We start from the raw sequence: 21823 nt of genomic DNA on the forward strand, positions 1-21823 counted from the left end.
ATAAATAAAACGGTAGGCAATATTTTTTTCAATCTGGTATACAAAAGCTGAAGCTAAGGATTTTAATAATCCTCTAATCTCTGTTTCAAACTGCGAGGGCTGGGGATTGATTTATAAGCAACAGCAAAAGCGTATGCTTTAGTAAGGTAAATAACGTCATAAAATACAAAATTTATCAACCATGGATTGAAGAAATATTCCGGATTTTTATAAAACACTTTGCAAAACAAGGTATCTGGTTTTGTATTACACTTATTCTTATAAAGACCTGCACATGTGCCTTACGTCATATTTTTCTAAGTGCGATGATTTTTATCCTTCCTGAGTATCATCATTTTTTTTCAGCTCTTCAAGTATTGGCATAGACATGATGTTATAGCCTGAATCAACATAATGGATTTCACCTGTAACACCTGATGATAAGTCAGAGAGTAGATAAAGAGCAGATTTTCCAATTTCATGAATATTTACGGTACGACGTAATGGGGCATTACGGCGTTGATGTGAAAATATTGCACGTGCAGCTGCAATACCATTACCTGCTAAAGTTCTAACAGGACCAGCGGAAATCGCATTGACACGGATATTTTGAGGACCAAAGTCCGCTGCTAAATAACGTACCATAGCTTCTAGAGCTGCTTTAGCAACACCCATGATGTTATAATTAGGCACAACTTGCTGTGAAGCACCGTAGGTAAGAGTTAAAAGTGTTCCTCCATTGGGCATAAGCCTACCCGCGCGCTGGGCAATTTCAGTAAAGGAATAAGCTGAAATAACCATCGTGCGTTGAAAGTTTTCACGTGTTGTAACATCAACATAACGCCCTTTTAGCTGAGTTTTGTCTGAAAAACCAATGGCATGGACAATAAAATCAATTGTTTTCCATTCTTTTTCAAGTTGCTCAAAGACGTAGTCAATATTTTCAATTTTTTCAACATCACACTCTAGCACTAATTTGCAGCCAAGTTTATCAGCTAGAGGCTGAACACGTTTTCCAAAAGCATTCCCTTGATAAGTCAATGCTAATTCAGCTCCTGCTTGTGCGAGCTGACAGGCAATGCCCCAAGCAATTGAATGGTCATTCGCAATCCCCATAATAAGGCCACGTTTGCCCTCCATCAAACCTTTCATATTATTCTCCGTAAGACCGTACTTTTTTCAATTACTAAGAACTTGTGTTTATTCATAGCGTTGGAAAACAAGTGTTGCATTGGTACCGCCAAAGCCAAAAGTATTTGACAATACGGTATTCAGTTGTTGATGATCACGTCGTTTACGAACGATTGGCATATCAGCAAAAGCTGGATCAAGTTCTTCAATATGGGCACTTTCACAAATAAAATTATGCTGCATCATTAACAGTGTGTAGATTGCTTCTTGAACACCAGCTGCACCCAAGGAATGACCAGTCAGAGATTTTGTGGCAGAAATTGGCGGGCATTGATCACCTGCTCCGAAGATACGGCGGATCGCTTCTATTTCAGGGGGATCACCAACAGGTGTTGCTGTTGCATGGGGATTGATATAATCAATCTTATTTTTGACGGTCGCAAGTGCCATGCGCATGCACCGTTCTGCTCCCTCACCCGATGGAGAGACCATATCGTATCCATCGGATGTAGCGCCATAACCAACAATTTCTCCATAGATTTTTGCACCACGTGCTTTAGCGACTTCTAGTTCTTCAAGAACCAAAACGCCAGCGCCACCAGCAATAACAAATCCATCACGATTAGCGTCATAAGCACGCGAAGCTTTTTCTGGTACATCATTATATTTGCTGGACATAGCACCCATAGCATCGAATAAAACAGATAATGTCCAATCCAGATCTTCGCAACCACCAGCAAAAATGCGATCTTGTTTTCCATATTGGATTGTTTCATAAGCATTGCCGATACAATGATTGGATGTAGCACATGCGGAAGAGATTGAATAGTTTACGCCCTTAATTTTAAAAAAAGTTGCAAGTGTTGCGGATGCCGTAGAACTCATCACTTTAGGCACAACAAAAGGACCGATGCGTTTTGGACCTTTTTGGCGTGTAATATCAGCAGCCTCAACGATTGACTGAGTTGAAGCACCTCCAGAACCCATAATAATACCCGTGTGTTCATTCGATACTTCATGCGGTTCTAGACCCGCATCAGCAATTGCCTGATCCATGGCGATGTGATTCCATGCTGTTCCACGCCCATGAAAACGTAGAGCACGCCGATCTACAAGTTCTTCTATATTAATATCGGGTTTGCCGTAAACTCTGCTACGAAAGCCTAATTCGGCATATTGAGGCGCGTAAGAAATTCCAGATTTTGCTTCACGTAAACTGGTTAAAACAGCTTCAGGTCCATTTCCAATCGCGGAGACAATTCCCATTCCGGTTACAACAACTCGACGCATTCATACCTCCTCGTTCCATACAGAATAGTGAAAAGTTCTTTCTGACGGAAATAACGTTCAATCTTCTTTGAATAAAGCAACGCGTAAATCATTCGCCTTATAAATAGTCTCTCCATCTGCTTTTAGCCACCCATCAGCTATTCCTAAGACTAAATTTCCACGTCGAATACGCTTAAAATCTATTTCATATTCAAGAATTTTGGTTTGTGGAGTTACCATCCCTGATAACTTTACTTCACCTGTTGATATCGCTCTCCCTTTTCCTGGTTCGCCTAGCCAACCAAGAAAAAAGCCTGTTAATTGCCACATACCATCCAGTCCGAGACATCCTGGCATGACAGGATCGCCTATAAAGTGACAATTAAAGAACCACAGGTCTGGTGTAATGTCAAATTCGGCGCGAACCATTCCTTTATCGTATTTACCATCAGTTTCGCTAATTTGAGTGATTCGATGAATCATCAACATTGGCGGTGCTGGCAATTGCGCATTACCTCTACCAAACATTTCGCCGCGAGCGCAGCTTAGAAGCTCTTCATAAGTGTAGCGAGACTTTTGTTCAGCCATTGTTACTCCATTTATTTGCATATATTTTTATTTCTGCGCTTTTCCCAACCTACTTTTAGAGCAAATTTCAAAGAGAGGGAAATGATTTTATATCATTTTTAATGACAAAAGCCCTTTTTTATGTATTCTACACAGGTAATTATTTAAAAATGGAATACAAGATTACACCATACTATTCCCATTTTTTTGTATTTTGATCTTATTTAGCAGGAATATATTTGGGTTTGTAATATGTCAGTAAGTGCAGACGATTTAGGTATGAATGAAGAACAACAGTTCACAAAAGAGTGTGGAAAAATTGTGCAATATTATTCCATTTCGATGTTAGAAAAACGTTTGCGTCAAAATGGTCTGCGTCCAACACGTCAGCGGTTGGAGCTTGCACATATGATTTTTTCTCAAGGAAATCGTCATATTACTGCTGAAGAGCTCTATGAGGAAGCGGGGAGGGCAGGTGTACCTGTATCTTTAGCAACGGTTTATAATACGCTTCATCAATTTACGGAAGCGGGATTGTTACGGATTATTGCCGTAGAAGGCTCAAAAACTTGGTTTGATACCAATACCTCTGATCACTACCATTTTTATATAGAAGGCGAAAATCGTATTCTTGATATTCCTTACAATTTGGAAGAAGCTCCCATTATTAGAAATTTGCCTAAGCCACCAGAAGGTATGGAAATTTCACATGTTGATTTGATCGTACGATTGAAACCAAAAAATCAATCTTGTGATAGGCAGTGAGGATATTCAATGAGGAATAAAAGTTAAACTTGATAAGTTTGAGTATTCACCAACCTTTTACTTTTTCATCAGGATAGATTCCCCATAACTGGGGTTGCTGAAGCCATCCGCGCGTATTATTAATGTTTAGTTCGCACCATTGTCCATCACATTGGCGAATATTACCAATGACATTAGGTTCTACTTCCGCCACAAGTTCTGCGTTGTCGGTGGGGTTTTTTCGTAGCATCAGCCTTTTTGTTTTATCTTTTTGCCATGGAATAGTTATAGCAGTTCGCTTTCCCGATAAAAGCGACTGATACACCCACCCCTCATCGCCTTCTGCATCACGAATTTTGCGCCATTGATCATATTCTTGAATGATTTCAATAGGTAAGCCCTTCTTTTTGTAGGTAAAAATGATAGAATAGTTGCTTCCTGGTCCGACGCGTACATTAACGCTGGTGGGTTTAATCGAAGCAAATCGCGGAAGTGGTAAACCGCTGGGCCCTAAATTTTGATTAAATGTTTGTGCGTGCAACAAATGAGGTGAACCCAATACAATGACTGTTGCTATTAAGATGCATGATGCGAGTATTGAAACGCGAAACCAACGAGAATTTTGCACACTGAACTCCTTTATTTCATCATATATTGGAAATTTAAAATCTGAAAGATAAGACGTGAAACTGATAAAAATTATGACATATCGCTCGTTAAAGAGATCTAAACAATGAAAAAATTGTTACGAGAATAGCAAAATAAGGAAAACAAAAGTTTGTATTTTTTAGTGCTTATATTGTTTATGAGGGGATAAATATAAATAAACACTAGATTTTTATGTAGCTGTACGCGTGATAAAACAGTAAAGTACACTGGAGACATAGCAGTTTTTGTACAGGAAATTAGGGCTAAAGTATTGCATCTCTTTTCTGAGTTTGTTTCTCGAAGTAAAAGTACATGTATGCATATTATGAACAAAAAGCTATTTAATAAAGAAGTTATCATGTGGCTTGAAAAGAAGTTTTGAATGGACAAAATAATACGATGAATAAAACATTTAAGCTTAAAAATATGAGTAAAATTATGGGGTAGATTAATATATGAAGGGCTGATTTTAACAGGACAGTTTTTCGTGATAATCCATTTTATGAAATTTGCTATACTATAATTTTATGCCATGATAATGCTTATTCGTATGGTAGATAAGCTAGATCCATCATACCATTTACCAGCTCTCAACGTTACGTAGTTCTTATTAATTATGGCGTTCATAAGAAGCATTTTTATTTTTTTCTAACTCAGTATAGAAGAAAGTTGAATGAAATAGAAGGGCTTATTCAATACACTTATGGGGGTTATTACATAAGTGATGAATAGAAAAAATTTATCAAGAAAAAAGAAGCTGTAGTGCAGTGGTTGAGATTCATCATCGTTTAGAGAGACAGAGTCAAGAAATATAAAAAGTTATAGAATTATATCGTTTTGTTACATAACTGAAGGGAAAGAGGATTATGCATTTGATATCATATTTTTAACATAATCGCATATTGCGATAGTTACTTTTGTTTTGCAATCTGATCTAGGATGTTTGAAAGATATAGAATATTTAATGACAAAAAAAGAAAATCATCATGAAATTTGTACATAAAAAAAGTTATTAAGAGATATCCGGAAGGAGAAAAATTATAGCGAAAAGTGATAATAAAACATCTTACACTCAATTTACATAGGAACAAGTCGCTTAAATACCTAAAGTGTAGTTTGTTATCTGTTTTTTGAAATATAAGAGTGAAAAAAACACTCCTATGACAGAAACCGTATTATTTTCAGATAACTAACATATTAGATAACATTGTACACAAAAAAACCACACACAAGCAATTTATTGCAATCACCTATGAAGATAAAATTCTAGAATCTTATTATCTACTACTTATGCACTTACATAAAGTATATTACTTTACCGCAACAGTCCGTCCGTTACTAACAAAACCTTCTCTTTGCGCACGCTTACGAGCAAGCTTACGTGTACGACGAATAGCTTCAGCTTTTTCACGAGCACGCCTCTCAGACGGCTTCTCATAATAACTACGCATTTTCATTTCACGGAAGATACCTTCACGCTGCATCTTTTTTTTCAACGCACGGAGCGCTTGGTCAACATTATTATCACGAACGAGTACTTGCACTATCTATCCTGCTTTTTTCAGTGTCATAAATGATAGGAAAAACCTACGTCCTTTTAAAGGCATATCCAAAAGGACAAGCACCTATATCATATAAATAAGACATTTGTCTATATTGCTTTTTAAAATTATATTCTTTTTGCAATAAAACGCTTTTTATAATGAATGATAGAATTTACGGTTATAAATTTATGAAAGTCCTTGTATTTGACCATTTTCGTCAAGCTGAATTTTTTCAGCCGTGGGATAATGGGGTAGTCCCGGCATGGTCATAACATCTCCACAAATGACAACAATAAAACCGGCTCCTGCGGAGAGACGAACTTCTCGTACGGGAATTTCAAAATCAACAGGAGCACCATATTGCTTGGGATCAGAAGAAAAAGAATAAGGTGTTTTTGCCATACAAATAGGGTAGGTGCCAAAACCTTCTTTTTCCCAAGATTCAAGTTTTTTGAGAATAGGGGCTGGGATGATGGCGCCACGCCCACCGTATAGCTTTGTTATAATACAATTAATTTTTTGAACGAGTGGAATATTATCTTGATATAAAACTTTAAAATGAGAATGTTTTTCTTCAATCAAGGTAACGAGTTCTTGTGCAAGTTCTATAGCGCCTTTTCCACCTTGTTCCCAATGCTTACAGATAATAGCTTTCTGTCCAGTTGTTGCAACTATTTTTTGTAATGTTTTTATTTCAGCGTCGCTATCGCTGTCAAAATGATTGATAGCCACAACACAAGGAATACCGTAGTGCTCCATATTTTTTATATGTCGTAAAAGATTAGCTGTTCCTTTTTCTAAAGCGGTGATATTTTCTTCTGTCAGGTTATTTTTATCCACACCACCATTCATTTTTAATGCACGAATAGTTGCGACGATCACTGTAGCATTTGGTACAATACCTGCTTGCCTACATTTGATATTGAAGAACTTTTCTGCTCCAAGATCTGCTCCAAACCCTGCTTCTGTGACAACATAATCAGCAAGTTTTAAAGCAGTTTTTGTTGCTATAACTGAATTGCAACCATGGGCAATGTTGGCAAAAGGTCCTCCATGAACGAGAACAGGATTATTTTCAATTGTCTGTACGAGATTGGGTTGTATAGCATCTTTAAGAAGAACTGCCATTGCACCTTCCGCATTGAGATCAGAAACGGTGATGGGCGTTTTATCATAACGATAAGCAACAATAATTTTTTTGAGTCTTTGTGTAAGGTTTTCTAAATTTTCAGAAAGACAAAGAAGCGCCATAATTTCTGACGCAACAGTAATATCAAAACCTGTTTGGCGTGGAAAACCATTTGTTATGCCCCCCAATGAAATAACAATATCGCGCAATGCACGGTCATTCATATCAAGAACGCGTTTCCAAACAATGCGACGTGGATCAATGTTTAGAGTATTTCCCCAATAAAGGTGATTATCTATCATTGCGGCAAGAAGATTATGAGCAGCTGTAATAGCATGAAAATCACCGGTAAAATGTAAATTAAGGTCATCCATTGGAACGACTTGCGCATAACCACCACCAGCAGCACCACCTTTTACACCAAAACAGGGACCTAAAGACGGTTCTCTCAAGGTAGCTATTGTTTTTTTACCAATAAGATTAAGAGCATCACTTAGTCCAACTGTTGTTGTTGTTTTGCCTTCTCCGGCAGGTGTGGGATTGATAGCTGTGACGAGTATAAGTTTACCATCTGGATTTTTATCAAGCGATTTTATGTATTCAGAAGAAATTTTAGCTTTATCATGGCCATAGGGAATGAGATTTTCATGTGAGATACCAATTTTTTGTGCAATTTCAATAATATGCTGCTTTTTAGCAGTGCGAGCAATTTCAATATCTGTTTTAGGCATGGAAAAATTCTTTAAACTTATCTTTTATTAATGTTCGAGATCTGTACCCCATGGATTAATTAGAAGAATTCATAGAGAACAGAAAGTGTTAGGATATCATAGAAGTCGATGACATGCTATGCAAGAGATAATGCTAAAGAAGCACGAGAAGAGTTTCTTTGCTTTTAAGCAGTAAAAATATGTTTAATTCAATTAAAAATATCTCGAAAAGAAGCTTTGGTTTGCAACAAAATGCTAATGATATTAATGGATACCATAAGTGTTTTATGGCGGCACATCTGAAGTCCCTGTTAAGATGGGATTGCTAGGAATAAAATATCCAGAAACATCTAGTTATGGAAAAATTAGAAATAAGCACGCAAAAAATTATCTAACTGATTAAAGAGTATAATCCGGAAGAGACTAAAAACAAGCACATAGATCGAAAAAAGAAAACAACATACGCTGCTTATGCAATCGTTATGATTATTAGCTAATAAAAGCACCTTGGAGCTGAATCGAAGGACTCATAACATCTTATTCTAGCAAAATGGCTAAAGAAACGACTGACAACAGAATAAAGTAACAAAATACAAAAAACAAAGATAGGCAAAAATAAATCACAAAATAAAGAATTTAAAGAGCCTGAATTTATAAGAAGATATCATTGATAGATGGCGCACCCGAAGAGATTCGAACTCCTGACCCCCAGATTCGTAGTCTGGTGCTCTATCCAGCTGAGCTACGGGTGCATACATTTCAGTTTTTTACATTATCTATGACAAAGGGTTCCTAATCGTTTCATTAAAGAAATGCAAGTGAAACTTGGATAGTAATAAAAAAAAACTCTCTTTTTTATGAGATATTTTAAAAAAGGATATAATATATTATGGTTTCAGTTGGTTTTGATATAATCATTTTTTGTTGTGACCGTACAAAGCAATATGAACGATAGTTAACTTGACGTTTTAATCTATGAAAGATAGTCAAGCAAAGATGAGATGTGTTTTTTGCGGTGGGGGGTAAGATGTATACACCCGCTGTTTGGTTTTTGTGTAAAACGCCGATATTACTGTTGAAAACTATTTCAGATGAACATGACACAGCAAGGGTGGATGTATGGCGTTATTAAAAAAGAGCTTTCCGTTGGTATTTTTAATCGTCGTTTTAACGGTTACTTATTGGGCTGGAAAAAAGAGTGCAGAACAACCCATTTCTATGGTAGATAAAACAAGAGTATCGTATAAAGCTTCAAAGGAAAAAATGGGAAGACCACCGGCGAATGTTGTTGTTGATCTTGTAAAAGTTCAAGATTTTTATGAACAACTTAACGTTCTTGGGAGTGGAAAAGCTCTTGCAGAAGTCGATCTTACCCCTTTATCCTCAGGTGTTATTGATAAGCTTTTTGTATCTGCTGGTACAAAAGTACAAGTCGATGATGTGATTGCAAAGCTTGATTCTAAAAAAGAGGAAATAGCGGCTGCAAAAGCAAAAGTACAACGTGATAATAATGCATTAACGCTTTCGCGCATTCTTAAATTACGCGCCAGCAATACAGCAACGGAAGTCCAAGAAATTACAGCACGTTTAGAGTTGGATAACGCAAATTTAGTTTTGCGTAATGCTGAATTAGATCTCGATCGGCGAACAATTCGTGCACCGATTCCTGGAGTTGTTGGTATTTTGCCCGTTGATGTGGGGAATAACGTGACCCTTAATACCGTAATAGGGCGTATTGAGAATAGAGAACGTATTTTGGTCGATATATGGGCCCCTGAACGATATGTGTCGCGCATCCATAAAGGAGATGAGGTAACGGCAACATTAACTGCGCAGCCAGACAAATCTTTTGTTGGTCATATTTATGCGATTGATAATATTGTTGATCCAGAAAGTCGCACGCTTCATGCTCAGGTTGAAATCAATAATGAAAAAGATATGCTCATGTCTGGTATGTCCTTTTCTGTTGTATTGCAATTTCATGGTGGTTCTTTTCCTGTCGTTAATCCTCTTGCGGTTCAATGGAATAGTAAAGGGTCATTCGTTTGGCGTGTGAGAGAAGGAAAAGTAGAGTCTATTCCCGTATCAATTATTCAGCATAAAGCGGATCAGGTTTTCGTGAAAGCTCCCCTAGAAAATGGTGATCAAGTTGTTATTCAAGGGGTGCAAATGCTTTATCCAGGAAGTAAAGTAACTATTGATGACCCAAAGTCCCATCAACAGCAATTATCAGCGGTTTATGGAACGGATATACAATGAGCCAAGAATTAAGCACAAAACAGCCTATGTCAAAGGTGGAGCAAGGTGGTCTCATTGCCTTATTTATTCGCAGACCGGTTTTTACTTTTGTTTTAAATGCTATGATCATCATTGCAGGATTTGCAGCATGGTTGAATGTTGATGTAAGAGAATTACCCGATGTTGATACTCCAGTAACAACGATTATGACGATGTTTTCTGGTGCGTCAGCAGAAACCATTGATCGTGAAGTAACAAAAGTTATAGAAGATGCTGTTTCTCGTGTTTCAGGTGTTAAGACGATTTCTTCAACATCTTCTTTTGGACGCTCTCGTGTGCAGATTAATTTTAATGTCGGTGTTGATTTGAATGTAGCGGCATCTGATATTCGTGATGCTCTGTCTCGTATTGCTTATTCTTTACCAAAAAATGCAGATTCTCCTTTGATCATTAAAGCAGATTCGAATGCTGCTGCTATGATGTATTTGGTTGTGACGTCACCAACAATGAGTATTGATGATTTAACAACGATTGTAAATGATCAGATTGTTGATGCAGTTTCTGCTGTTGATGGTGTTGGTGATGTACAGGTTGATAGTGCTCGCACAAAGATTTTTCAGATTGATATAGATCAAGCAAAACTTGCAAGTTATGGATTAACTGTAGCAGATATTTCACGTGTTCTTGCTGATATGACAACGGATGTGCCAGTAGGATCATTACGCAATTCTAAGCAAACTTTAGTTGTCCGTGCCACTGCACGTTTAACAACACCAGAATCTTTTGAACAAGTTGTTTTAAAGCCTCATGTGCATCTTGGTGACGTTGCGCATGTTACTTTATCGCCGGATATAGAAACGGTTATTCTTCGTATCAATGGAAAGACAGGTATTGGATTAGGTATCGTGCGGAAAGCACAATCCAACACGCTTAATATTTCTCAAGGTGTAAGAGCCGTTGTTGATAATCTCAAAAGTATTGTTCCTTCTTCTGTATATATAGACGTTATTAATGACGATGCGATTTTTATTAAAAGTGCCCTTCATGAGGTTGAGGTTGCGTTGGTCATTGCTATTTTGAGCGTTATTTTAGTCATTTTTCTTTTTCTCAGAGACATTCGTGTAACACTGATACCTGCTTTATCTCTTCCCGTTGCCTTGATTGGTACCATTGCAGCTATTTATCTTGTAGGGTTTTCATTGAATATTCTCACATTTTTAGGACTTGTTTTAGCAACAGGGCTTGTTGTGGATGATGCCATTGTTGTTCTGGAAAATATTGTTCGATGGCGCAATATGGGGTTAGGTGCCAGAGCTGCAGCGGTGTTAGGAACACGTGAGGTTTTTTTTGCTGTTGTCGCAACAACCTTGACTTTAGTGGCTGTATTTGTTCCTATTTCCTTTCTTCCTGGGCAAGTTGGAGGGCTTTTTAGAGAATTTGGTTTTGTTTTGGCAATTTCTATTTTGCTTTCTTCAATTGTTGCCTTAACGCTTTGTCCCATGTTGGCTTCACGTTTTCTCAAAGAACATATTGAGGAGAAGGAAGAAAAGGCCCATCATTTTACTTTTTTATATAAATTAGGTACTTTTCTTCATAAGGCATATACTTACAGTTTGCATAAGTGTTTAGAAAAGCCTTGGTCTGTTGTTTTTGCTTCACTTATTTTTGCGGGTCTTTGTGTTGGAGGCTATATGAAGCTGAAACAGGAATTAACCCCAGCAGAAGATAGGGCTCTTATCTTTTTGGTTATTAATGGACCACAAGGTATTTCAACACAATATTTGAACGAGCAGGTAGAGCAAATTGAAGCAAGTCTAAAGCCATTACGTGATGCAGGGGAGATTGCTAACAGTTACTCTATTGCGGGTATTGGTGGTTCACCCAATACTGCTTTTTTGGTTTTATTGCTTTCATCTTGGGATGAACGTTTACGTAGTCAGCAAGAAATTGTGAAGGATGTTAATGCAAAGGTTAGACAGTTTCCCGCAGTTTTTGTGTTTGCTGCGGAGGGGAATTCTCTAGGTGTGAGAGGAACTGGGCAAGGATTACAATTTGCAATTCTTGGCAATGATTATGCAACACTACAACCCATTGCTGATAAGCTGGTGAGTGCTTTACAAGATGATCCGCGTTTTATTCGACCACGTCTTACTGTTGATGCAACACAACCACAATTTTTTATTGAAATCAATCGAAAAAAAGCTTCCGATTTAGGGATTGATATCACCAATTTGGGCGATACATTACAAGCAATGTTGGATGGTAAAAAGATTGGTTCCATTAACGTGGATGATCATTCTTACGATGTTAAATTGATATCGCGTAAAAATTCTATGAAGAGTCCTAGTGATTTAGAAAATATTTTCTTAAAGATTAAAGACAATCGATATGTTCCTTTATCGGTTATTGCGCATTTACATGAAAAAGCTATCGCTCCCCAATTAAAACGAGAAAAACGCATGAGCGCTGTTATTTTAAGCGCAAATCTTGCTCCAGGTATCACTTTAGGGGAAGCTTACCAAACTGTACAGAAAATTGCTTCTCCTTTGTTATCGAAAGGAATCTACGTGGTTCCCCTAGGAGAAGCTGAAACGCTTAATGAAACATCTTCCAATTTTATGATTGTTTTTGGCATTGCCTTTTTGATTATTTTATTGATTTTGGCTGCTCAGTTTGAAAGCTTTATTTCAGGATTCATTATCATGGCTACGGTCCCATTAGGGATTGGTTGTGCTGTGATTGCTATGCTATTAAGTGGTGTGAGTCTTAATATTTACAGCCAAATTGGACTAATTTTGTTAATTGGCGTTATGGCAAAAAATGGTATTCTCATTGTTGAATTTGCAGATCAATTACGAGATCAGGGAAGAAGCGTGCGTGAAGCCGTAGAAGAAGCAGCAAATATTCGACTTCGTCCAGTTTGTATGACAATGATTTGTGCCATTTTAGGAGGTATTCCTTTGGTTTTAGCCAAAGGTGCTGGCGCAGAAGCTCGTATAGCTTTAGGTTGGGTTATCGTTGGTGGTTTAGGTTTAGCAACTATTTTTACGCTTTATGTCACACCGGTTGTTTATCTTTTTTTTGGGCGGTTTATAAGACCGAAAGCAGAAGAAGATTTACGCTTAACAAAAGAACTCAATCAAGTTAAATGATGTATTCGATAGAAAAGATTTTAAAGTTTATTCTTGTAAAAATATCATTTTCGGATCTTATCCTTTTATTTTGTATATTTCTTCATTTTTATGTGAGCAGTGAAAATAGCGAGCAATAAAGGAGACGCTTTCTGCTTTGTTATGTTTTGGCATAGATTTCATTATCAATAACCGTATAGGATAAGCTTATGGGAGATAGCTTTTCGATTCGAAATGAAAAGGCTTTTGAAGCTACATTAAAAGCTTTAAGAAACCATGCCGCAAAGGATGGGGTCTATGATATTCGTCGACATTTTGTAGAAGATGAACAGCGTTTTTCCCATTTTTCCCTCAGACTTGATGATCTTCTTTTCGATTTTTCAAAATGTGGTGTGACATTTAAAACATTGCAACTTCTAGATGATTTAGCTGTCGCAGCAGATGTGTTAAGCCGGCGTGATGCAATGTTTTCTGGTAAGGCGATTAATACAACTGAAAAACGCTCAGTTCTTCATATTGCGTTACGTTTACCTGCTGATGAAATTTTCATGTTGGATGGTCATAATCTTATTCGCGATATTCAAGACGTCCTTGAAGATATGGAAAGATTTTCTGAAAAGGTACGTGATGGCAGCTATAAGGGAAACAGTGGCGAGAGAATAAGTGATATTGTCAATATTGGTATTGGTGGTTCTGATCTTGGTCCTGCAATGGTCACAAATGCTTTAAAACCTTATCATGATGGTCCACAGTGCCATTTTGTTTCTAATGCTGACAGTGCCCATATTTCTGATACTCTCTCTATTTTGAATCCAGCAACAACTCTGTTTGTCATTGCTTCTAAAACTTTTACAACGGCTGAAACAATTGTAAATGCTCAAGTTGCACGTCAGTGGATTTGTTCACATTTAGGAGAAGAAGCCGTTGGTACGCATTTTGTTGCTGTTTCAAGTGCGCTTGATAAAGTAGCAGAATTTGGCATAGATTCCACAAGGGTTTTTAAATTTTGGAATTGGGTTGGAGGACGTTATTCAATTTGGTCCGCCATTGGACTTGTTGTTATGTTTGCAATAGGTGGTGGAAATTTTCGCCAATTTCTCAATGGTGCATTGCAAATGGACCAACATTTTAAAACTATGCCTTTGCATAAAAATATTCCTATTCGTTTTGCTCTTTTAGGATTCTGGCATCGTGTTATTTGTGGTTATTCATCACGTTCTATCATTCCTTATGCACAGCGTTTAATACATTTTCCAGCTTATTTACAACAGCTTGATATGGAATCAAATGGTAAGCAAGTTTCTCTGGATGGAAAACCATTAAGTTTTTCAAGTGGTCCGATTGTTTGGGGGGATTCAGGGACAAACAGTCAACATGCTTTTTTTCAGCTTCTGCATCAAGGAACAGATATTATTCCTGTAGAATTTATTTTATTTATAAAAGGGCATGAGCAAAATTTACATTCTATGTATGAGATGTTGCTAGCAAATGGTTTAGCACAATCAAAAGCATTGATGAAGGGGCGTAGTATTGAAGATGCTCGGCATATCTTGATAAAAAATGGAGTTGATGAGGGTGAAGCAGATCATTTAGCACTTCATAGAAGTTTTAAAGGAAACCGTCCCAGCATTACGCTGGTTCAAGATTTATTAACACCCTTTGCTCTCGGTCGTCTTATTGCGCTTTATGAACATCGTATTTTTGTTGAGGGGATTTTAATGAATATTAATTCATTTGATCAATGGGGGGTTGAACTTGGTAAAGAATTAGCAAATGAGTTGCTACCAATTCTTCGTGGAGAAAGTAAAGCGGATAATCGCGATAGTTCAACATTAGGGTTGCTAGCACATATTCAAGAAAGACGTGCAAAATAAATATAATTTGACAGTAGGTTTTGTACTAACTAAGCAAAAGTAGAATGAGAGAGAAATATGAGATAATTCTCTAACTTTACTATTCATTCTCTTATTATCTGAACTATATTTATGTAACAGAAAACCAAAAAGTGAAAAATTGTAATAATGAGAATTTATTCGCAAAAACGATAAAGAGCTTTGAAAAGTCTTGAAAACCTTTTGAAAAATGGATTGGTACAAAACCTGCTGACAAGCTACACTAGATAAAAATATACAGAATCCACCGGCAAGCTACGATTAAAGACATTTTAATAATATCGCTTTATAAACTTTGGCGGAGAGAGAGGGATTTGAACCCCCGATAGAGTTGCCCCTATGCCGCATTTCGAGTGCGGTGCTTTCAACCACTCAGCCATCTCTCCATAATAAAGTGAAACAAAAATCGGCACTATTTGAGTGTATAAGGGGTAGATAACCTTCAATTGTTTTTGGTACAACCTTTTTTTCTTTTTTATGGGACTTTATTGACAGAGAATAGAAATTCCTTCATATATACGGAACATAAGCGTGGAGAAATCTGCGCGTATTTGTGTTGAAGAAGGTTTTATCCTTCTTTAAAATCTATTACGACTGATAAAAAGCAGCCTATTTTCCCTTATTTCAAGGCAGAAATTAAATAAGAGCTGGAGTGAACGGAAGGATAAAAAATGTTCGCAGTCATTAAAACTGGTGGTAAGCAATACCGCATTGTTGCTAATCAAGTGGTAAAAGTTGAAAAAGTTAGTGGAAATGCGGGTGATGTTGTTGAATTCAATGACATATTGATGGTTGGGCAAGAAGGTAATGCAGTTATTGGTACTCCTGTCGTTGCTGATGCATTGGTGACAGCTGAGATTGTAGAACAGGCACGTGGGCGCAAGGTTATCGCATTTAAGAAGCGCCGTCGTCAAAATTCTAAACGTACGCGTGGTCATCGTCAAGAATTTACGAAGCTTCGTGTTTTAGAAATTTTAATGGGTGGTTCAAAACTTAAAAAAGTGGCTGCAGAACCGATAAAAGAAGAAGCAACTGCACCAAAAGAAACAAAAGATGCTGCTTCTGTTGAGAAGACGGCTAAAAAAACGGCTGAAAAAAAGACTGCGTCGCAGAAGAAAGCGTCTGTGGCATCAAAGAGTAAGAAAGATTAAAGGAGAGCGTCTATGGCACATAAAAAAGCTGGTGGTTCCTCGCGTAATGGTCGCGATTCAGAATCGAAACGTCTAGGCGTTAAAAAATTTGGTGGTGAAACCGTTATTGCTGGAAATATTATTATTCGCCAGCGTGGTACACGTTGGCATCCTGGCAACAATGTCGGCATTGGAAAAGACCATACGCTTTTTGCATTATCAAATGGAAAGGTTTCTTTTCAACGCAAAGCGGGTGATCGTTCCTATGTTTCAGTCATTCCTATGGTGGAGGCAGCAGAGTAATCTGTAACGCTCTCTAGCAATCAACGGGATTCCATTGAATTGTAGTTGTTGTTTTATAAGTATTAAAAGGGAAAGATAGAATCTCATCTTTCCCTTTTTGCTTTGGTACTATAATAAATGTAGAAGATATACGAAAAAGGTAGAATTGGGGAAATGACTTTTCTCAATGAGGGAGGGAGTTTGTGCGGTGTTATGTTAGTATTTAGTACTGAACCTATTGATATCATGATAGAATTTGTTGATAAATTTCTGTATAATAATAGTGAGGAGAGATTTTCTTTTTATGCATGAAAAAGTGTCTAGTAATTTCTTTATAAGAGAAGCAGTTTGTTTTCAAGAAATTATGAGAAATTTAATGAAAGCATTATTTATGTATCATTTTGATAAAGATGGATCTTTTTATTGGCATTGTAGTATTGATGAGTTGTCATACTGTTTTTAGGTGGCGGTGTGGATAGGTGGGGCTATTCATTTAAAAGGATATAGGGATAAAAAATCCATAAGATGGCAGTCAAAACATTTTGAAAGTGACGTGCATTAAGGAGTTTTCGGTAAATCGAGAGTAAAATTATATTTTTAAGGAGGACGGTGTTTAAAGATATAAAAATAACCAATGTGCAATCAGCGCTCTTCAAGAATATTGTTTCTGATTTCACTATTATTGTATTATGCATTTTTGAAAATAAACAAGCATAAGAGCTAGGGTTAAGGCAATAACTGTTTTCATTTTTTACTTTATTTATCTTATTTGTAGAGTTTTTCTTGATTTTAGTAGTTGATGATGGTGCTTGGGTGATGCTCGTACTTTGCAAATATGCGACAGAGGATATTGTGTATTTGCGATATTGATTGAAGTAAAGGAGTAGCTTAAAATATATAAATGTTATATATCAATGATTTAGCATCATAGGATGAGCTGCACGGAATTTTAAAGATGATAATTTGCATGGAGCAATTTATAATTACGTAATGAATTTATAAAGAGGGATAATAGGTTAAATAAACTTTGAGGAATCAGTTAAAATATTAGCTGAAGTTACAGATGATTGGGAAGGATGCTTTCTTGTAGGGAGAATAATGAAAAGTTATGTTGAATAACTTGGAATAATGAGAGCGTTTTTAAAACATAGTTTTTTAGGTGATTGGTGCTGTAAAAATCGGGGTTTTGTCTTTGTAAAGTAAAAGAGTAAGAGGCAGACTTGCTTATGATGCTTTTAAGCACTTCGCTAGATGATAATATCCAATTGTATTATCGCTTATATTGAGGTATTTAAGCACCTCACTTAGCTACATTTCGTAAAGTATAAAGAGAACTGTGGTGGTATTTATAGCTTGTATTTTGGGAAATGCAGCTTTGAAAAGGAATTTATCAGAGATATTGGTGTTCAAATGTGAGGCAATTTGAATTCATGATGAGATGTGAGAAAGCAGAAGCAATGAATGTAGATTTTATCGAGAGTGAAATCTTGTCTATAAGATCTGTACAACTTGCAGCTGCTTTTGATCATAAAAATGATGCAATTTATGCTGCTGCTGAATTGCTTGTGCAGGTTGGTGCGGTTGATAAGTGTTATCTGGCAAGCATGCTTGCATGTGAAGAAACAACCAATACTTGGCTTGGAAATGGTATAGCCATTCCTCATGGTATGGCTGAAAATCGTAATTTAATTATCAAGGACGCCGTTGCTGTTATACAGGTTCCTGCTGGTGTTGAGTGGCAGGATGGCAAGAAAGCACATTTGGTTATTGCTATTGCAGCGTGTCCAGATCGCTATAGAGAAATTTGTAAAAAATTGACGTCTCTTTTATTTGATAAAAAACAGCTTGAAGTACTTGCAACAACTATGGACAAACAGAAAATTGTTACAACTTTGTTTGATCAAGATATGAGGCTAGAAAAAACTTTTATAGGTGACCTTTCGGTGTGTCAGGAATGGACTTTAGATTATCCAAGTGGTCTTCATGCACGACCAGCTTCTCTTTGGGTTGATTTTGCGAAAAAGGCTCAAAATTCTATCAGAGTTCGCCATGGTCAATATGCCGTTGAAATGAAAAATTTGGTTGGTTTATTGCAATTAGGAGCAAAAAACGGTGATGTTCTTATTTTTTCTACAGATGCTGCAGAAGGAGCACAACTTCTCAATGATGCCATTGCTATTGCAAAAAAAGTGAGTATTAGTGAAAAATGCCTGATGAGAGCAATGGAATCTCAAACAAAGGCTTTTCATGGTTGGTATCCACGCTCTATGCAAAAAGGCATTTCTGGTGTTGGAGCAAGTTCAGGATTAGCATTTGGTAAGATTTTTGTTTTAAGGCAAAATGATATTTCCATAATAGATCAGCCAGTTGATTTTGCAGCTGGTGCGGCATGTCTTGAAAATGCTCTTACAAAAACAAAACATAAAATGGCATCTGTGATTTCTGATATTACAGTGCGTATGGGAGCAGATTCTGCTGCGATTTTTTCTGCGCAAATGGTTTTGCTTGAAGATGAAAATTTAATAGCTCAAGCTTGTCGTTTTATAGCAGAAGGTCATGGTGTTGCTTGGTCTTGGGATAGAGCGGTTCGTCAATTTTCAGATATGTTTTTTAAGGTAGATAATCCTTTGTTAGCAGCACGTTCTGTTAATTTAGTTGATGTTGGTCGACGTGTTTTAGGTGAAATCAATCCATCCTATAGATCATTCTTTTTAAATGATATTCCACATGGTGTAATTCTAGTTACAAATGACCTTTCTCCTTCTGATGTAGCACAACTTGATTGTACAAGGGTAAAAGGATTAGCAACAGCATGGGGAGGTCCATTATCTCATACAGCTATTTTGGCGCGTACTCTTGGTATTCCAATGGTTGTTGCTGCAGGTGATGATATTTTAGCGATACAGTCTGATATTCAAGCTATTATTGATGGCAATAACGGGTTTATTTATCTTGATCCTACGCTTGAAGACGTTGAAGATGCTCAAAGGCATATTGATACTGTTGTGCAAAAACGTGTCAGTGAAATAAGTGCGTGTAGATTACCAGCGCAAACAACAGATGGTCAAAGAATTCGTATCATGGCTAATGTCAACTACGCAAATCAGGTTCCTGTTGCGCTTGATTTGGGGGCTGAAGGTGTTGGACTCATGCGCACGGAATTTTTGTTTTTAGAGAATCCACATATTCCGGATGAAGAGCTACAATTTAATACATATCGGGCGATGATTACAGCTGTAGGAGATAAGCCATTAATTATTCGTGCACTCGATATTGGTGGGGATAAACAGGTTACGCATTTACACTTATCTAAAGAGGACAATCCTTTTTTAGGTGTTCGAGGGACGCGGCTTTTGTTACGTCGACGTGATCTTTTGGTGCCTCAATTACGTGCTTTGTATCGAGCAGCAAAAGAAGGCGGAGATCTATGGATTGTGTTTCCGATGGTAATGTCTGTTTCAGAGATTGTCACTATAAAAAAGATTGCAGAAGAAATCCGCAATGATATTGATGCACCAAAATTAAAACTTGGTATTATGATCGAAGTTCCAGCAGCCGCCATTATGGCAGATGTGTTGAGCGCCCATGTTGATTTTTTCTCAATTGGAACCAATGACCTAACACAGTATACAATGGCTGTTGATCGGCAAAATCCGTACCTTGTGTCTGAAGCTGATAGCCTTGATCCAGCAGTTTTGCGTATGATTTATCAGACTATTCAGGGAGCTTTACAACATAAGTGTTGGGTTAGTGTATGTGGTGGTATGGCTGGAGATCCTTTGGGTGCAATGATTTTAACAGGGTTGGGAATTAATGAGCTTTCTATGATATCTTGCGATATTTCTCCAGTAAAGGCGTGTTTGCAGACTCATAGTTTTGAAGATATGAAAATTTTAGCACAAAAAGCATTACAATGTGAAACTGCACGAGCTGTACGTGCTCTAAGCAAGGATATAAGGTGATAAAGAACATTAAGGGGAACAAGCTAGCTCATTTTGCAGAGTAATCAGATCGTTCGTCCTGTAAAACATTATTCTTCTATATGTTACGGGGAGGAGTAGCGTATGGATAAAAACACTTTAAGAAAGAATAAATGCCTTTTATGCATTCTCTCAAATAGCAAGGGATGTTGCAGCATTAGGGGATAAATAGCCTGATGGTACTTGGCTTGTACTTTTTATTTAATGATAGATGATGCTATTCAATAGATTTTATACCATTCATAGACACCGTATGAGATCGATGTGACAAGCTTTAAGAAGAAATGTTTTTTAAACAAACGTGTGGATGAGAAAGAAAATAGTATTCTTAGAGTATTCTGTTTTATTATGAGAGCATATCCCACTTAAAGAATGCGATAATCAAAAGTATGAAATAATACGTAATCTCTTTTAAATAATAGAGACTACTTTAGATATTTTGGAAACTGTAAAGCTGAATTTAAAAGTATATGGTAAAGATGAAAACAGGTTTGCATCTTTATGATTTTGTATTTGACAAAAATGAGACTATTTTCTCATTTCAGAAAATAAGATATATTCATACATATTAAATTAAAAATGCAAAGGTCTTTTTTGTATTAATTTTTTTTCTTTAGTATCAACTAAATATAGAAGTGTGAAATTGAATAGAGGATTTAGATTAGGGCTTATTCTGTGATCCTATGAAGGAGGAAACTGACACCATCACACTATTCTACAACCCTCGATGTTGCGTTCGTGCTATTTGAGAGAATGCATAAGAGGCATTTATCCTCTCTTAAAATGTACTTCCTCCACATACCATCTCCGCTTATGACGTATAAGCAAGTGATTTTAATTATTTGATTGCGCAAAATCATGGACTGTATGCCAATTTTAAGAGAAGTATTTTTTGTGAAGCAGAAAGTGCGTAAATAAGCATGAAAATTTATGATGGTGACAATCTTTTTATTCCAATTATTGTATTATACAAACCTATCCACGGAAAAAGTTTTTTCTTAAAAATAAAAGATGTGCTTGTTATTCAACAGATATAAGCTCTTACTTTAACAAATGAATTTGTTTTTTGAGTTTTGAATGTATAATTTAGGCTTGCACGTTATTTCTTTCTGGGTATAGTGCGAGACTTCTGGAGAGGTGGCCGAGTGGTTGAAGGCGCACGCCTGGAACGCGTGTATATGGGAAACCATATCGAGGGTTCGAATCCCTCTCTCTCCGCCATCCAATTTTCTCCTATTTATAACGTATTGATTCTTTGTAATCTTTTTAAAGGTTCGGGAGCGTTAACAAAAGTTCGGGAATAGGATTTTCCAACATACCGTTACAAAGCTCATCTTTTTCCTCCAACATTCTCTAATAATTTTTTGAATTCTTTGAAATCCACTGTTTTAAATGGGCGAAGACATTCTCTATCGCCTCCATGAGACGAGAAAAATTAAGAATTCATTT

General features: G+C 36.9%; 13 protein-coding genes and 3 tRNA genes. 8 read left to right on the forward strand and 8 right to left on the reverse strand.

Annotated elements, in window-relative coordinates; all coding sequences use genetic code 11:
* Positions 1-312: 312 nt before the first annotated feature.
* The 3 genes from fabI to fabA are packed head-to-tail and all read right to left on the reverse strand — an operon-like array spanning position 313 to position 2967.
* Positions 313-1131 carry an enoyl-ACP reductase FabI gene (fabI, locus tag ACFINF_RS01095; RefSeq protein WP_375619286.1) on the reverse strand — a complete coding sequence of 273 codons (819 nt, stop codon included), beginning with the start codon at positions 1129-1131 and terminating at the stop codon, positions 313-315.
* 48 nt (positions 1132-1179) lie between these two features.
* The gene (fabB, locus tag ACFINF_RS01100; protein WP_375619287.1) at positions 1180-2400 is read right to left on the reverse strand and encodes a beta-ketoacyl-ACP synthase I; all 1221 of its coding nucleotides are present in this window, start codon (positions 2398-2400) and stop codon (positions 1180-1182) included.
* Positions 2401-2457: 57 nt separating this feature from the next.
* On the reverse strand, positions 2458-2967 hold the full coding sequence (gene fabA, locus ACFINF_RS01105; protein ID WP_012754549.1) for a 3-hydroxyacyl-[acyl-carrier-protein] dehydratase FabA: 510 nt from the start codon (positions 2965-2967) through the stop codon (positions 2458-2460).
* Positions 2968-3198: 231 nt separating this feature from the next.
* On the opposite strand from fabA, the gene irrA reads away from it, so the two are divergent.
* Entirely contained in the window at positions 3199-3711 is a 513-nt protein-coding gene (irrA, locus tag ACFINF_RS01110) for an iron response transcriptional regulator IrrA (protein ID WP_375619288.1), read from the forward strand.
* A gap of 46 nt (positions 3712-3757) precedes the next feature.
* On the opposite strand, the gene ACFINF_RS01115 is transcribed toward irrA, so the two are convergent.
* From ACFINF_RS01115 to ACFINF_RS01130, 4 genes are all read right to left on the reverse strand, one after another.
* The gene (locus tag ACFINF_RS01115) at positions 3758-4318 is read right to left on the reverse strand and encodes an SH3 domain-containing protein (RefSeq protein ID WP_026500127.1); all 561 of its coding nucleotides are present in this window, start codon (positions 4316-4318) and stop codon (positions 3758-3760) included.
* A gap of 1330 nt (positions 4319-5648) precedes the next feature.
* Entirely contained in the window at positions 5649-5882 is a 234-nt protein-coding gene (gene rpsU / locus ACFINF_RS01120; RefSeq protein ID WP_273717519.1) for a 30S ribosomal protein S21, read from the reverse strand.
* Between the two features lie 186 nt (positions 5883-6068).
* A complete protein-coding gene (locus tag ACFINF_RS01125; RefSeq protein ID WP_375619289.1) occupies positions 6069-7742 on the reverse strand; it encodes a formate--tetrahydrofolate ligase in 1674 nt (557 codons plus the stop codon).
* Positions 7743-8396: 654 nt separating this feature from the next.
* Positions 8397-8473, reverse strand: a tRNA-Arg gene (locus ACFINF_RS01130).
* 367 nt (positions 8474-8840) lie between these two features.
* Here ACFINF_RS01130 and ACFINF_RS01135 point away from each other — a divergent pair.
* From ACFINF_RS01135 to pgi, 3 genes are all read left to right on the forward strand, one after another.
* Positions 8841-9980: an efflux RND transporter periplasmic adaptor subunit gene (locus ACFINF_RS01135; RefSeq protein ID WP_375619290.1), complete on the forward strand. Its 1140-nt coding sequence runs from the start codon at positions 8841-8843 to the stop codon at positions 9978-9980.
* Positions 9977-13111 (forward strand): efflux RND transporter permease subunit, encoded by a 3135-nt coding sequence (locus ACFINF_RS01140; RefSeq protein ID WP_375619291.1) that lies wholly within the window; start codon positions 9977-9979, stop codon positions 13109-13111. Before ACFINF_RS01135 ends, ACFINF_RS01140 begins: the two co-directional genes overlap by 4 nt.
* Positions 13112-13299: 188 nt before the next feature.
* On the forward strand, positions 13300-14964 hold the full coding sequence (gene pgi / locus ACFINF_RS01145; RefSeq protein WP_375619292.1) for a glucose-6-phosphate isomerase: 1665 nt from the start codon (positions 13300-13302) through the stop codon (positions 14962-14964).
* Between the two features lie 314 nt (positions 14965-15278).
* On the opposite strand, the gene ACFINF_RS01150 is transcribed toward pgi, so the two are convergent.
* Positions 15279-15368: transfer RNA gene (locus ACFINF_RS01150), tRNA-Ser, on the reverse strand.
* 285 nt (positions 15369-15653) lie between these two features.
* On the opposite strand from ACFINF_RS01150, the gene rplU reads away from it, so the two are divergent.
* The 4 genes from rplU to ACFINF_RS01170 all read left to right on the forward strand — a co-directional run bounded on the left by rplU (position 15654) and on the right by ACFINF_RS01170 (position 21595).
* Positions 15654-16133: a 50S ribosomal protein L21 gene (rplU, locus tag ACFINF_RS01155; protein WP_375619293.1), complete on the forward strand. Its 480-nt coding sequence runs from the start codon at positions 15654-15656 to the stop codon at positions 16131-16133.
* 12 nt (positions 16134-16145) lie between these two features.
* Complete coding sequence (gene rpmA, locus ACFINF_RS01160; RefSeq protein ID WP_273787451.1) at positions 16146-16415, forward strand: 50S ribosomal protein L27; 270 nt, start codon at positions 16146-16148, stop codon at positions 16413-16415.
* Positions 16416-17824: 1409 nt separating this feature from the next.
* On the forward strand, positions 17825-20356 hold the full coding sequence (gene ptsP / locus ACFINF_RS01165) for a phosphoenolpyruvate--protein phosphotransferase (protein ID WP_375619294.1): 2532 nt from the start codon (positions 17825-17827) through the stop codon (positions 20354-20356).
* Positions 20357-21505: 1149 nt separating this feature from the next.
* Positions 21506-21595 (forward strand) — tRNA-Ser (locus ACFINF_RS01170).
* Positions 21596-21823 lie beyond the last annotated feature (228 nt).

Origin of the sequence: Bartonella sp. TS25HLJMH, from assembly GCF_042193505.1 — a bacterium.
Taxonomy (GTDB): Bacteria; Pseudomonadota; Alphaproteobacteria; order Rhizobiales; family Rhizobiaceae; genus Bartonella; species Bartonella grahamii.

Coding starts and splice junctions, on each gene's coding strand:
- fabI (WP_375619286.1), bottom strand. CDS start 1,131: ATGAAAGGTTTGATGGAGGGCAAACGTGGCCTTATTATGGGGATTGCG.
- fabB (WP_375619287.1), bottom strand. CDS start 2,400: ATGCGTCGAGTTGTTGTAACCGGAATGGGAATTGTCTCCGCGATTGGA.
- fabA (WP_012754549.1), bottom strand. CDS start 2,967: ATGGCTGAACAAAAGTCTCGCTACACTTATGAAGAGCTTCTAAGCTGC.
- irrA (WP_375619288.1), top strand. CDS start 3,199: ATGTCAGTAAGTGCAGACGATTTAGGTATGAATGAAGAACAACAGTTC.
- ACFINF_RS01125 (WP_375619289.1), bottom strand. CDS start 7,742: ATGCCTAAAACAGATATTGAAATTGCTCGCACTGCTAAAAAGCAGCAT.
- ACFINF_RS01135 (WP_375619290.1), top strand. CDS start 8,841: ATGGCGTTATTAAAAAAGAGCTTTCCGTTGGTATTTTTAATCGTCGTT.
- ACFINF_RS01140 (WP_375619291.1), top strand. CDS start 9,977: ATGAGCCAAGAATTAAGCACAAAACAGCCTATGTCAAAGGTGGAGCAA.
- pgi (WP_375619292.1), top strand. CDS start 13,300: ATGGGAGATAGCTTTTCGATTCGAAATGAAAAGGCTTTTGAAGCTACA.
- rplU (WP_375619293.1), top strand. CDS start 15,654: ATGTTCGCAGTCATTAAAACTGGTGGTAAGCAATACCGCATTGTTGCT.
- rpmA (WP_273787451.1), top strand. CDS start 16,146: ATGGCACATAAAAAAGCTGGTGGTTCCTCGCGTAATGGTCGCGATTCA.
- ptsP (WP_375619294.1), top strand. CDS start 17,825: ATGATGAGATGTGAGAAAGCAGAAGCAATGAATGTAGATTTTATCGAG.